Source organism: Shewanella baltica, assembly GCF_900456975.1.
In the GTDB taxonomy this organism is placed as follows: domain Bacteria; phylum Pseudomonadota; class Gammaproteobacteria; order Enterobacterales; family Shewanellaceae; genus Shewanella; species Shewanella baltica.
The window spans coordinates 2,576,611-2,590,954 of record NZ_UGYM01000002.1; the positions used below are offsets into that span (position 1 = coordinate 2,576,611).

Annotated in this window: 9 protein-coding genes and 1 pseudogene; 4 read left to right on the top strand and 6 right to left on the bottom strand. The window is 48.6% G+C overall.

Going from position 1 to position 14,344, the window contains the following annotated elements:
• Nucleotides 1-85 precede the first annotated feature (85 nt).
• Entirely contained in the window at nt 86-1,708 is a 1,623-nt protein-coding gene (locus DYH48_RS11590) for a M28 family metallopeptidase (protein ID WP_172481182.1), read from the bottom strand.
• A 209-nt stretch (nt 1,709-1,917) separates the two neighbouring features.
• Here DYH48_RS11590 and DYH48_RS11595 point away from each other — a divergent pair, with 209 nt between their 5' ends.
• Nucleotides 1,918-2,943 (top strand): GGDEF domain-containing protein, encoded by a 1,026-nt coding sequence (locus tag DYH48_RS11595; RefSeq protein WP_006086374.1) that lies wholly within the window; start codon nt 1,918-1,920, stop codon nt 2,941-2,943.
• 207 nt (nt 2,944-3,150) lie between these two features.
• On the opposite strand, the gene DYH48_RS11600 is transcribed toward DYH48_RS11595, so the two are convergent.
• The 3 genes from DYH48_RS11600 to pdsO form a co-directional block, all read right to left on the bottom strand.
• A complete protein-coding gene (locus DYH48_RS11600) occupies nt 3,151-3,858 on the bottom strand; it encodes a class GN sortase (RefSeq protein WP_115334857.1) in 708 nt (235 codons plus the stop codon).
• 39 nt (nt 3,859-3,897) lie between these two features.
• The gene (locus DYH48_RS11605; protein WP_115334858.1) at nt 3,898-6,216 is read right to left on the bottom strand and encodes a marine proteobacterial sortase target protein; all 2,319 of its coding nucleotides are present in this window, start codon (nt 6,214-6,216) and stop codon (nt 3,898-3,900) included.
• 105 nt (nt 6,217-6,321) lie between these two features.
• Nucleotides 6,322-7,152, bottom strand: coding sequence for a sortase-associated OmpA-like protein PdsO (pdsO, locus tag DYH48_RS11610; RefSeq protein WP_115334859.1), 831 nt, complete (start codon nt 7,150-7,152; stop codon nt 6,322-6,324).
• Nucleotides 7,153-7,410: 258 nt separating this feature from the next.
• On the opposite strand from pdsO, the pseudogene pdsR reads away from it, so the two are divergent.
• From pdsR to DYH48_RS11625, 3 genes and pseudogenes are all read left to right on the top strand, one after another.
• Nucleotides 7,411-8,102, top strand: a pseudogene (gene pdsR / locus DYH48_RS11615) (proteobacterial dedicated sortase system response regulator).
• 74 nt (nt 8,103-8,176) lie between these two features.
• Nucleotides 8,177-10,345: a proteobacterial dedicated sortase system histidine kinase gene (gene pdsS, locus DYH48_RS11620; protein WP_115334860.1), complete on the top strand. Its 2,169-nt coding sequence runs from the start codon at nt 8,177-8,179 to the stop codon at nt 10,343-10,345.
• 179 nt (nt 10,346-10,524) lie between these two features.
• Nucleotides 10,525-11,724, top strand: a complete 1,200-nt coding sequence (locus DYH48_RS11625) for a cystathionine beta-lyase (RefSeq protein ID WP_006086368.1) — start codon at nt 10,525-10,527, stop codon at nt 11,722-11,724.
• Between the two features lie 233 nt (nt 11,725-11,957).
• Here the strand turns inward: DYH48_RS11625 and DYH48_RS11630 are convergent, their stop codons facing one another.
• Together DYH48_RS11630 and yegD are read right to left on the bottom strand one after the other, a co-directional pair.
• Nucleotides 11,958-12,446 (bottom strand): CreA family protein, encoded by a 489-nt coding sequence (locus DYH48_RS11630; protein WP_006086367.1) that lies wholly within the window; start codon nt 12,444-12,446, stop codon nt 11,958-11,960.
• 71 nt (nt 12,447-12,517) lie between these two features.
• Nucleotides 12,518-13,990 carry a molecular chaperone gene (yegD, locus tag DYH48_RS11635; protein WP_115334861.1) on the bottom strand — a complete coding sequence of 491 codons (1,473 nt, stop codon included), beginning with the start codon at nt 13,988-13,990 and terminating at the stop codon, nt 12,518-12,520.
• Nucleotides 13,991-14,344 lie beyond the last annotated feature (354 nt).

Consider the following 14,344-nt stretch of genomic DNA (forward strand, 5'->3'; position numbering starts at 1 on the left):
AAAACTATCACTCAATCCTCAGCTAAAATCAGCGTTAAAAAATAAGGGCACCTACTGGGCGCCCTCATAATTCAACTGATTAACACTATTTACGCCCATCTTGCTCGCGCTTGGCTTTAAAGTCAGATGACTCAAGCCAATGGGGCCAATCGGTACTATTAGCTAAGCTGGTAATCATACTGGCGATAAGGTCTAAATCTTGGCTAACACCGCCTAAATTCCAGCTTGGATCATAATCGTCAGCAGGCTTATGATATTTATGGGCGATATAATCAGGATCGGTATCCCCAAGGCTCATAAATAGCAATCCAGGTACACCTTGTTGTGCCAGCGCAAAGTGGTCCGATCTAAACATCAACCCATTCTGCGGTCTTGGATCACCTTTAACTAAACGGTCTTGGGCCTTCGCGGCTTTGTCTAAGTATTGCTCTAACTCAGACACGCCTTCGCCATAACGTAAAATGTAATCCACGCCCTTGTTCACATTCATGCCATCGATATTTAAAAAGGCGACGATGTTTTTCGTTGGCACACTCGGATGCTGAGCAAAATGCTGCGCTCCAATCAGACCCGTTTCTTCCGCCGTAAAGGCACTGAAGAGCACCGAGCGATCCAGTGGCGCCGTCTTGGCTTGCTGTTTGAAGTAACGCGCCAAGGCTAAAACCCCCGCCACACCGCTGGCATTATCGACCGCTCCGTTTAAAATCTCTGACTTACCGTCTTCAATCACAGTACCGAGGTGATCCCAATGGGCATGCATCATCACCACTTCGTCGGGGCGCGTTTTACCTGGCAGTAAAGCCGCGACATTATGAGACTCAGCGCGTTCAATTTTATTGTTTAACGTGAGCTGGGCGCTCAACTTAAGTGGGATCGCCTTAAAGTTTGGCTTGGCTGCTTGCTGCTTTAAGGTATCAAAATCCAATCCTGCTTTAGTAAAGATTTTTTGCGCGGTTTCGTGCTGAACCCAACCCATGATGCCAACTTGGCCTTGGTTATTATTGGCATCGACCAGAGTGAACTTAGTGCCCGTGTTGGAGTTTTGCACCACACCCCAACCATAAGCGGCAGGCGCGGTTTCATGGACAATAAACACAGCCTCGGCGCCTTGACGCGCGGCTTCCTCATACTTATAAGTCCAGCGACCGTAATAGGTCATGGCATTACCTTTAAATACCGCAGGATCTTGAGTCGCAAAGCCAGGGTCATTCACGAGCACGATAACGGTTTTGCCTTTTACATCTAACCCTTGGTAATCATTCCAACCATATTCTGGCGCGTTGATCCCATAGCCGACAAACACCACATCGCTTTTATTCAGGCTCACGGTTTCGGCGACTCTTTGGGTTCTCGCGGTAAATTCACTGCCATTGGCAAATTTAAGTCCGCCGATATCAAGCTGCATATTTTGATCTGCGCTAATTTGCGCCAAGGGCACGGCCTGCAGATAACTGTCGCCAAATCCGGGTTTGAGACCCATATCTTTAAATGCTTTCACTAAATAGTCTAAAGTTAAGGTCTCACCTTCTGATAAAGGCGCACGTCCACCGAAGGCGTCACTGGCTAAGGTTTTAACATCGGTTCGGTATTGCGCGAGATCGAGGCTTTGCACAAATGCGGTTTCAGCAAAGACGGGTAATGAGATAGTGGCCATCAGACTTGTGGCTAAGATGATATTTTTCACAACTTTCTCCCAAGTTATTATCATTATTTGATTTTAAGGATAGACTTTACCATATCATCTTTAGTTTATGATGGAAGTCTTAGCGCAAACGGAGTCGCTGCTGCCCAAGCACAAACGGTGTTCATGCCTTCATCGAGCCGAGGTACTTGTGGTTAGCCTTGAACAGATAACAACAGAATAAAATAGCGAAAATCTTAAAATATCCGTTTATTTTCATTAAGTAAGGTAACAATATGTCGCTAGAGTTATTACAAGCCGCTGCACTGAATCTCAAAAAAGCAGTGCCTCTGATGCTCAAACATAAAATTCCGACCACCCCGGTTAACTATGCGCTTTGGTACACTTATGTTGGTGAACAGAATCCCGAATTAAATCAACGACTCGATACCGTTATCGCCCAGTACAACACCTGTCCTCCAGTGAGTAGCGAACTCTTATATCGCCAGTATGTTGCCGATCCCGTTGAACTCGATGTCCGCGAAATGCGCCAGAATCTGGATGCTATGGTGACTGAGCTGTCCCAATCGCTCAAAGATACCAATCTGGATGCCAATGAATTCCAGTCGCGCATCGAGAGTAATTTTGAAAAGCTCAACCGCATCGAAGATGAGGGTTTTAGTGTTGAGCAAGTGCTCGATCTGGTGCGCAGTTTAGTGAAAGAGTCGGACAATATTCGCTCGAGCACTGAGTTCTTTACCGGACAATTGCAGAAAGCGCAAACCGAAATCGATGCGCTAAAGAAAAAGCTCGAACAGACAGAAAAAGATGTGCTCTACGATGCGCTGACTGGCTGCTTTAATCGCCGCGCCTTCGACAGCGATTTTGCCGGTATGTTGGCCCAAGCGCCCTTAGGCACCTGTGTGATCTTGGCCGATATCGACCATTTTAAAGTGTTTAACGACACCTATGGCCACCAGCTCGGCGACCAAGTGTTACGCGCCGTGGCAAAACGGCTACAGGAATCCTGCCGCGATGGCGCGAAACTGTATCGTTTTGGCGGTGAAGAATTTGTGATTATTGTGCCTAAAAGTCAGTTACGCATCGCAAGGCAACTGGCCGAAGCCATGCGCCGTGGACTCGAAAAGCTCAGTTTGAAAGACAGACGTAAAGACGAGCGCATCAATAATATCAGTGCCTCATTTGGGGTTGCCCAATGGCAAGAAAAACAAACGGGCATGCAATTGATTGAAGCGGCAGATAAATTACTTTATGACGCTAAACGTTTAGGTCGAAATCGCGTGTTACCGATCAGCAACTGATTGTGATAACTTGATTATGCTAACTGGAACGTAATGAATTAGCCTGAAGCCGATGATTCGTCTTCAGGCTAGGATGATTAAAAGACAGTCATTTGGCGGTTACTGATAAGCACTATTTATTCAGCATTATTTAGTTAACATTATTAGCTCAAAGCAGCCTTAACGCTTTGGTTGAAGATTGCGCTAAGGCTTAAATTAACGTGCGACCTAATGGGTGAAACTGCGCGATACAGAAGCGACCTTCCCTTGCATCCCATTTCCAGTTGAAGCTGAAACATCGGCACTAGCAGTATCCATTGATTCATCCTCAACCGGTATCGCCTGCACCACAAAGCGCAGTTCGGCGCCGCCTTGAAGTCCATCGAACGGATAACAAGTGATTAAGGTTAAGCGATTATCATCGGATGGCGCCATAAACTGCGTTTCAGTTTCATTTACCACCTGAGTTGCAACCACTTCATAAATAATGTTATTTCCCTTAAGCGTTTGCAGCGATAGTCGACGACCCACCGCCATGCCATTGAGGATCGCAAAATGCGTGTCCCTGTGTCCGGCAATCACAGTATTGCCCTTTTGCCCCGCTGGCGCGCTGGACAATACTAAACTTGGGCCAAAGGCCAAATTTCGCCCTGAAGCCCCCGCCAACACATATAAACTGTCATTAAGCTCGGCTTCAATATCGCTATTAGCCGCCGCTTGTTCACGATAAATGGACAGCTTTGCCACGGGATAAGTATCCGCCCATGACCAAGGCTTATGGGATTGTCCATCAGCTAAGGTTTTAGTCCACGCCTGTTCAATCAAATACTGGGCAAAGTGTGCTTTAGCTTGCATATAGAGTCCCTTTCCTAACAATGTTGCGCCAATTAAAAATAATCCCACCACTAAAAATCGCTGTGTTCTGCCTTTGCTCATCGCGCTTTACTCGTCGTTCATGATTCATTGGTTCATGGTTCATCGATGACAGGCAAGCGCCGCCATAGCCGCCTTCTCTTCACGTTTTTGTCGCAGAATCGATCCCATAAGCACCAAGGCCAGTAGCAAGGTCAGCGCACCCAATAACATATCCAAACGGCTCGAGGTCGCAGTTTGTGGCAAGGCACCAAAAGGCAGCCAACCTAATGGCAAGTGCTGACGCACCACGGCATCGCGGCTCATTGCGGTTGAATCTATGGGGGTTAAGTCCACCGCCACTAAGCTGGTATAAGCGCTGACTAAGTGATAATTCATCGATAAGGCCGTGACTTGCTGCTTTACCTTGTCATCATTTGCGCCATTTTTACTCAGCTCCAATGCACCAATCTGTTTACGCGCCCACAGTAAATCTAAACCCGCACCTTGATTAGTGATAAGTCCTGCTGAGTTGTCCTGAAGCGATAACGACTGTTGCCAGTTTTTATGCCCTTGGCGACCTGAGATCACTAATTCCTGCGGCTCACGGGCGCTGCGTTTTAGACTTACGAGCACAGGCTCGCCGCGATACAGATCGGCAATCGGTGATGGCCAGTAATCGGGCACACTGCCATCATCAAAACGCACTTGAATATCGGTTAATACGGGATATTGAATTTTGCTCAGCAAGGCACTGATCTTCTCGTCGACTTCATCCACTTTGCCAATATAAGTAAAAGTGCCACGACCCAGTTCTGCCGCCCTTTGCATAAAGTGAGAATTAGGCGCCGAGCCTATGCCAACAGTAAACAAGCGGCTCTCACCGATTTGGTAGCGGATCAAATCGAACAAAGCTTGCTCATTGCCCACAGAGCCGTCGGTCATAAAGATCACTTGGCGCAAAGGCTGCACGGCATCGGGCGAGACACTACCCAAAGATTTGGGCAAGGCCGCATCCAGTGCCAGTGCCATTTCAGTGCCACCATCGGCTTGTAAATGGCTCACAAATTGACGGGCGCGGGCCAAATTCGACGAGGTCGCCGGTAATGGTGTCGCTGAAAACTGAGACAGACTGGAATTAAATTCGATAATGTTAAAACTGTCCTCGGGCTTGAGTCCTTTTAATGCATAAAGCAGTGCATTTTTGGCTTGAACGATAGAATCCCCCGCCATAGAGCCCGAAGTATCAATCACCAGAATTAATTCACGGGGTAAACTCGGCTGGGTGCTCTTTTCGACCTTAGGAGGCAACACCATGACGAGACTGTAATTATCTTCATTCATGCCGTTAGCTTTGCTGGTTTCAAGCGTGTCCTGAGACAAATTATCGCCATCGGGTTTATGGGTTTTACCCTGTTGATTAAACACCCAAGCCATTGGGCTCGTGCCCTGCTGAACGCGCCATTGCAATACGAAGTCGCGATTGGCAGGCACGCGTTGTGCCAGTGAAACATCGACGCCGCCGCTATTGGTTTGCTTGAGTTTGATGTCATGGTAAGGGCTCTCAATTGACGCCTTATCAACCCCCTTTGCCAGCAAGACTTGAATGTCCGCTTTGAGCACAGGATCGCGTCCACTGGCGCCGTCCCGCACAGGCGCCACAATCCGGTCAGCATCAAACACCTGCGAGCTGGTCACTCGGCTCGATTGGCTACCCTGTGCTATAGGATCATTTGAATCGCTAGCACTGGCGTCAGAGGTTAAGCCCGGGATATACCGAGGCGCGACCACCAGCGGAAAACGTAGGCTAAATAAGCCATCTTCATATTTGATACTCTCCTGATAGCTGATTTCAACAATCAGCTCCTCTTGTGGTGCTAGGTTGGCCACTTCTGTCGTGAACATGTTCGGCCGCTCTTGGCTCACTAAGCTGGCGCGTTTGCCTTCAGCTTTGGCTTGCTCAAAAATCTGCTTAGCCTCGGCCTTAGGATGAATTTGCCCTTCGATAACCCTTTGGCCGATATGTAATCGCAGCGAATCCACCGCGGCCTCATTGGGCAGCGGGAACAGATATTGCCCATTCAACACAAATTCAGTGTTATTGCGAAAAACCTGCTTCACACTCACGCGATTACTTAAGCCAGAGACTTGCATCGACACTTGTGTATCGAGTGGCAAAGATGGCACCCAAGCGCCGCTCGGCTGACGATAAAGCAACAAACCCTGAGTAATGTCATCGTAATTAATGACCTGTGATTCTGCCGTACTTTGAGCAGTATTTTGGCCGACCAGCGCCGAGGCAATATTCTGCGGCTCAGACAATGTGCCCGTGCTATTGGGTGAGGCTAATGCCACAAAAGGCAAGCCCCAACATACGGCGGCACTGATCATTAATATCGCTAAGCTTTCGCTGATTTCTTTTACCCTTTTCCCTGTGATCATCACAAAGGCTTCCTTCTTTCTATTAACCAATATGGACTGACGTTCGCAGTCGTTAAAATGAATGTTCTAAATTGACGGCTTAGAATGGACGACTAATATCGACCGCTATTGCGTCGTTCGCGTTGCCATCAAGGTTGAATGAGGCTGTAAGGTCAAGGTCACACGGCGATCGAACACATCCGATTCCCTGTCCTGCTCCGCTTGCAGTGGCGATAAAGCGCCAAAGGCTTGTGTTGTCATGCGCTCAGCGGCAACGCCTTGCTTAATCAGGTAGCCACGGACTTCCAGTAAACGTTGCTCAGAAAGGGCTTGGTTGTAGCTCACATCACCCCGACGATCGGCATAGCCTTTCAATTCCAAATTAAGCTCAGGCGACAGATTCATCACCTCGGCCACATCATCTAATTGGGGCAAAAAATGCGATTCGACCTCAGAGGAACCAGTGCGAAACTGCACGTTTAGCCCTAGGGCGAGTTCACTGAACAATTGACGTTGCGCAGATAGCAATTCATCAAGATCTTGCTGTGCCTTGGCATATTCGCTGGCGCGTTTTTCGGCAGTTTGTTGCTTTACACTCAACTCGGATAATTGCGACTCTTGCAGGTTGATCTGTCTCTGCTGAACGTGCAGCGTGTCTGTGTCGCTAACCGACTTACCAATCAAGGTGCCAGTGAATGCACCAATAATGGCCCCCACTGGGCCACCGACTAACGCGCCCACTAGCGCCCCACCACCGAGGCCAATTAAGGCTTCTGGCTGTTCGTCCTCATTGGCGTATTCGCCATCCATCGCCATACCGCTGGCATCGACGTCATTATCTAAGCTGTGCTCCTGTCCTTGAGCTTGGTTTTGCAGTGAAACCCGCGCCGACACACTGGCGACTGGCGCGCTTAATAAACTCAAAACCAACAAATTAATTAGTGTCTTTTTCATCATCTCATTCCTTTTTGATTATTAGCTGAGCTTGCACTCGAACCTGAACAACAAGTTCAAAACCCCATCAGGTCAAAACGGGTGCAAAACTGAATGAGGCTATTAAACACAAGTGGAATGGCATGAGCAGGGATGGAAAATGGCAATGCAACTATCAATTGTGGCAACAAAATGGCAATTGCATTTGTGGCCTTTTATCTCGGGTAAAATCCTGTATAGTCACGAAAACTTACTCCCCCAAGTCAATAGGAATATGGCTCTATGAAGCGTATCGCCATAGTGGAAGATGAAGCGGCCATTCGCGAGAATTACAAGGACGTGCTGCAACAACACGGTTACAGCGTGCAAACCTATGCCGACAGACCATCGGCCATGTTAGCCTTTATACTCGGTTACCGGATTTAGCCATTATCGACATCGGCTTAGGCAATGAAATCGACGGCGGCTTTATGCTGTGTCAGTCATTGCGCGCTATGTCGAGCACGCTGCCGATCATCTTTTTGACCGCCCGTGACAGTGACTTTGATACTGTGTGTGGCCTGCGTTTAGGCGCCGATGATTACTTGAGTAAAGAAGTGAGTTTCCCCCATTTAACTGCGCGCTTAGCGGCCTTGTTTCGCCGCTCCGAGCTTGCGGCCAGCCAAACGGCGCAGGAAAACCTGCTCGAACGTGGCCCGCTGACGATTGATGCCAATCGCATGCAAGTCTATTGGAACCAATTACCCATTGAGCTTACTGTCACTGAATTTTGGATGGTGCACGCGTTAGCCAAACACCCGGGCCATGTGCGCAGCCGCCATGAATTGATGCAAGAGGCGAAGATTTTTGTCGATGACAGCACGATCACTTCCCATGTGAAACGCATTCGCAAGAAGTTCATCGCCACCGCACCTGAGTTTGACTGTATCGATACGGTTTATGGCATGGGTTATCGCTGGGACAGCTTAGCCTGAACTCTCGTGCTGCCTTGATGCACGTAACCTTGAGCCAATACACTTTTGATCCCATTGATGCTGATCCCTAACTTATGACACGTTTCCCCTTTGGTCTACGCACTAAAGTCATCGGCCTTAGCCTGTTTTTGCTCTGCCTACCTTGGCTGGGGTACCAATATGTGTGGGAGATGGAAAAGTATCTTCGCCACGGTCAAGAACGCACCTTAGAAGGCACCACTCAGGCACTCGCCACCGCGCTGCACGAACGGCCGAAATTGTTCGATGGACAAGCGAGCTTTTTAAAGCAAGTGGAAAAGAGTCGCGATCTGTATGCCTATCAACTCAATGGGGCGATTCTGCTCGACGGCAAACTCAACGAATGGGAAGAGTATCAGCACAGATTTATCCAGTACGGTGAGGCGCATCAGATCATACGCGCCGATCCCAACGCGCCGCTGACCTTAAGCTTTACCCACATGGTCGGCCAGTACGATGGTTATCTGTATGCCTTCTTTCAAGTGACCGACCCAACTGTGGTGCTGCGTGGCAAAAATGCCTTAAGTGTCGATAGAAACGATCATCTCTCGATTGCGACACTCGCGCCCGACAATAAATTTAAACGCTATATCGTTGCCACCACGCAACCCGGTTGGATCAGCGCCTTCGAGTTACCCGCCAATCCTAAGCAAACTGTGCCCGTCAAACCTGAAGTGCGCATCCAAGGACAATGGGCGACCACAGATGTGGGCTACAATGTCGAGCTGCGTATTCCCTTAGACATGGTCGGCAGCAAACTCGGTTTTGCCATTTCCGATGTTAACGACAACAAGAACCGCGATGTGGCAGCCGTAGTCGGCACCTCGGCCTTAGATACGGTCGATAATCTCGGCACTGTGTTGGTGCCATCGCCAGAAATTGAAAACATTATCAAAGGTATGAGCCACTATAGCTCACGCATTTGGGTGGTCGATAAGCACGGCCGCGTACTGGCAAAATCGGGCGACATTCGTGCCAATGACAGCGTGTGGACCCGCACCTTAGAAGATGAAAAGAGCACCACGCTGTGGGAAACCTTCAAGCGCGATTACTTGCATCCGCTGTACTATAAAATTCTCACTAAGCCGCCCAAAGACTTTATCGACTCCTTGCAAGACTCCACTGAACTTGATGGCAGTCATATCCAAAAAGCCCTTGCGGGTCAGCAAAGCTCGACTTGGCGCTTAACCCCAGACAATAAAGCAGTGGTGCTCGCTGCCGCCAGCCCTATTTGGATTGATAACAATGTGATGGGCGCCGTTGTCGCCGAAGAAACCACCCACGGAATTCGTACCCTGCGTAACCGCGCACTGGAAAAACTCTTTAACGTGATTTTGACCATTATGAGCATGGGCACTTTGGCGCTGTTCTTTTTCGCTTCGAGCATTTCTAACCGTATCCGTAAACTGCGCGATGAGGCCGAAAATGCTATTGATAGCCAAGGCCGCGTTCGTAATCACCTCAAACCGTCTAAAGCTCGGGATGAAATTGGCGATCTGTCCCGCAGTTTTTCCAGCATTGTCGGGCGGCTTGGTCAATACACCCATTATCTGGAAAATATGTCGTCGCGCCTGTCCCATGAGCTGCGCACGCCCGTGGCGGTTGTGCGATCATCCCTTGAGCATTTAAACCTGCAAACCTTAGATAAAGACACGCAGAAATATGTCGACCGCGCCCAAGAAGGTGTCAGCCGCTTAAGCATGATTTTAAATAACATGAGCGAAGCAACGCGCTTAGAGCAGAGTTTAACGCAGGCCGATATCACTAAATTCCCACTCTCCCAAGTGGTTAGCGGTTGTATGCAAGGTTATCAAATGACCTATCCAGAACAAGGCTTTAGCGTAAAAGTGCCCGAGCAACCTCTGATGATGCAAGGTGTGCCGGAATATATCGCCCAGTTGATGGACAAACTTATCGCTAACGCGATTGAATTTTGCGATAAAGGCAGCGCCATCGAAGTCACGCTCACCCAAGTCGGTAAGCAAGCAACTTTGCTTATCAGTAACTTAGGACCAGAACTGCCCGTTGATATGTCGGAGCAGATTTTCGACTCCATGGTGTCGGTGCGGATAAATCAAGCCCAAGACAAACCTCATCTCGGTTTAGGTCTGTATATCGCACGATTGGTCGCCGAGTTCCACCAAGGACAAATCCTCGCCCGCAATCGCAGCGAGCATAATGGCGTCGATATCCTAGTAACCTTGCCTTTGAGCCCTGCTTCATAATCTAAAGACCGAAGGGACAGGAGCCAATAACATGAGTCAAACTCATCATCGCGCCTCCTGTCATTTCTGCGTGCAGATGCTAAGATGACCGCCATAACAATAGATTAGATATCTCCAATGGTTCTTCTCCAACATTGTTCAACCTATTCGTTCAACCTAAATGCCAAGGTAATGATCCAATGACAGATAAACATCATCAAGCCACCCAAATCGTCAGCTTAGGTCGAGACAAAAAATGGACCAAAGGCGTGATCAATCCGCCCGTTTTTCGTGCTTCGACTATCGTCTTCGAAACGATGGATGAAATGCGCCACGCCGCGAAAAATAAAACCAACGGCGAGATGTTTTATGGCCGCCGTGGTACCCCGACCCATTTTTCGTTTCAAGCGGCGATTGCTGAATTAGAAGGCGGCGTCGGTACAGCGCTGTATCCCTCTGGCGCGGCGGCGATCAGTGCGGCGTTATTGTCATTTTTAAAAGCGGGCGATCACCTATTGATGGTCGATAGCGTGTATGAGCCAACGCGGGATCTGTGTACCCATATTCTCGGCGGTTTTGGTATCGAAACCACTTACTACGATCCGCTGATTGGCGCAGGTATTCGCGACCTTATTCGCCCCAATACTAAAGTGTTGTTTTTAGAGTCTCCAGGCTCCATCACCATGGAAGTGCAAGATGTGCCGACCTTATGCCGCATCGCCCACGAACATGGGCTGATTACTATGCTGGACAACACTTGGGCATCCCCAATCAATAGTAAGCCCTTTGAAATGGGGATAGATATTTCGATTCAAGCGGCGACCAAATACATCGTCGGTCACTCAGATGTGATGATAGGCACGGCCACTGCCAACGAAAAATACTGGCCACAATTGCGTGAACACAGCTATTTGATGGGACAAACCACCTCCCCTGATGATGTGTACCTTGCCGCCCGTGGCCTGCGCACCTTAGGCGTGCGTATGGCGCAGCATGAAAAAAATGCCCTGCAGGTTGCCAACTGGTTGAAAACCCGACCAGAAGTCGATCATCTGCGTCATCCGGCGTTTGATACCTGCCCTGGCCATGAGTTCTTTAAACGCGACTTTAGCGCCTCCAACGGCTTGTTCTCCTTTGTATTGAAACAAGGCGATGCCGATGCGGTCACCGCACTGGTTGAGAATATGAGTCACTTTAAGATGGGCTTTTCTTGGGGCGGCTACGAGAGTTTGATCCTCGGCATTTTCGGCATTGAAAAAATTCGCTCCGCGACTAAGTGGGATGCGAGCAAACCGTTAATTCGTTTGCATATTGGTTTAGAAGATCCCGCGGATTTAATTGCCGATCTCAGCGCAGGGTTTGACCGCTTTAACGCAGTACTGGCGGCCAAAGCTAAGTAGCGATAATGATCGTGATAGAAATTAAGCGAGGTCGTTAGAGGGCTAATATTTATTGCGTTATGTCATTAGCGACTAAATGCGCGCAGCCTATAAAAACAAAAAGGGGCGGAATAAACATTCCGCCCCTTTCTCTTATCAACACTGACTGCAAATTTACCTTACTGCATATTTAACTTATTTCAAATATCAATGCTTACAGCCAAGGTACAACCAAACCACAAACTCTTCGGCGATTAATTCGCTTTCGCTCCAGCACTCAACGCAGGGTCAACCCAAGCGGCTGAGCCATAAAGCGGCACGGTCGAAAGGGCATGTTTATGGCTGCCGTTGGTCTCTTTCGTCGAATAGGACAAATACAGCAGAGTCTGGTTCTGTGCATCATAAATTCGGCGCACTTTTAATGACTTGAACAAAATGCTCAGGGATTCGGTGAAAATCACTTCGCCGTGTTTACCCATGTCGATATTAGCCAAATCGGCCGCGTTAATTGGCCCCGTTTGACGGCAACTTATGCCCATATCCGATGGATCGGCAAAATCTAAATTGGCTTCAATACGACTAATATGGCAAGTCACCCCAGGAATTTTAGGATCGTGCTTAGCATCGATGATCACATCTTTGGTGGTAAAAAGCCCTAAGCTCACCTTACCTACATCGTCACCACAACCCGCGAGCAAAAAGCCCACAGTGGCGGCAAACGCACACTTCAACAGAGTTTTCATTCCTACATCCTTTTACATTAGTGCTTATATAAGTGCTTATATGTTAGTGATTTTATGTTAATGCTTATACGTTAATGCTTAGCAAATAGCTTTTGTGCCCAGCGGGTTAGTCCTGCTGTCACAGAGCCAAAGTGATCGCCGACCACAACCGGAATATCGGGATAGATACCAGCGATTTTCGCGTAGATCGCAGGGCTTCGCGCCGTACCACCTGTCACATAAATCACATCGGGTTTGTATTCTGCAGCATTATCGGCAGATACATTCTCGTTATTCATAGAGTCTTGAGCTAAGCCGTCAGCCGCTAAGGTTTTTGCCGCTTGCGCGAGCGCTTGGTGCATAAGGGCTTCTACTTTTGTCAGTGAAGGCTCGATAGCATTCTCAAATAAATTACGGCTCACACCCGCGTGCAGCGCAGCTTCGATAAAATCGAGATTGATATCTGTATTCTCGGCATCCGACAGGGCAATTTTGGCGCGTTCGGCTTGGCGAACTAGCTGATAACTTAATTGCTGTTGTTGCACTTTTAACAGTCGGTTGAGTAACTGTGGCTGCTCGGCTTCTTTAACCAATTCATCAATCAGTTTACGGCTGCTTAAGGTACTGAATTCTCGCTGGGCGCTAATATCATTTACCGCCACCGCATTCCAAAAGGCCTTACTGGGCATGGGCTTGCCATTGGTCATTAAAGAGCCTAAACCAAAATGCGGCATAAAGGCATTCATTGCAAGGGCGATATCGAGATCATTACCACCGATTCGCTGACCACTATGGCCGAGGAAATCTTCACTGCGATCCGCTTTTTGTTGATGGGCTGGGCCCATTTTTACCACTGAGCAGTCCGTTGTACCGCCGCCCACGTCGACAACCAGCACGGTTTTGTTGTCGGTCAAGCTCGCTTCATAATCCATCCCCGCCGCTAACGGCTCGAACAGAAAATCAACGTCGACGAAACCCGCACGTTTTGCCGCTAAGGTCAAAATGGATTCGGCCTGACGGTTACTCTCTTCACCGCCTATGCCTTGAAAGTTCACCGGGCGACCAATAATCGCATGGGTAATCGTTGCCACTGCGCCTTGTTTAGCAAGGTCCTTTTCAACTAACACAGATTCGGCGCGCACTTTAATGTGCTGCATCATCAGGGTAACTATGTCTTCAAACAGGGCCACTTGCTCGGGTCTAAGTCCCGTCGCACCTAAAAAGGATTTTGGCGAACGGACATAGAATCCCTCCTCCGGCATCTCTAAATACGCGCTCACCGCCTGCTCGCCAACAAACACGGCCTGAACATCAGCGTCGAGATCTAACTCATGGCGCACCATGCGGGCACGGCTCAATTGTGCGGCGCGCTTTTTGGCGTAATCGGCTTTTAACTCAGAGGGAAGACCACGATAAACCGCCTCGGCGATCAGTTCCCTGTCCATCGCATATAAGGTCGAAGGTAAATAAGCTGATTGCTCTGATAACGCCAATAACTGCACATCATCGCCCTGCATGATCCCTACGGCGCAGTTAGCACTACCATAATCAAATCCAACAAACATACCTTTTACTCCCGCGATAAAAAAGCCGAGCAAGATAACATAGTTTGCGATAATGCCCAAGGAGTTAACACTGCCGGATTGACTCGCAAACTGGCAGCGAGTATAGCGGGCTCAGTACGTAAAGCGCAGTTGCACGGGCAGCGTTTCAGTCCAATCCAAGATGATCATCTTAAGGTCATATTTCTGTCACACTCGTCATCAAGCTGACATATTTCCCTCGTATCTTTATCCCAGATAAATCCCAGACTGATTTTGGCGTGTACGCAGTATTTATCATTGAAATTCCTTCACTTGTAGGCAGTAAATCTGATTGCACAAAGGCGGATGAATGCTATTGTATATTGCGCCATGACG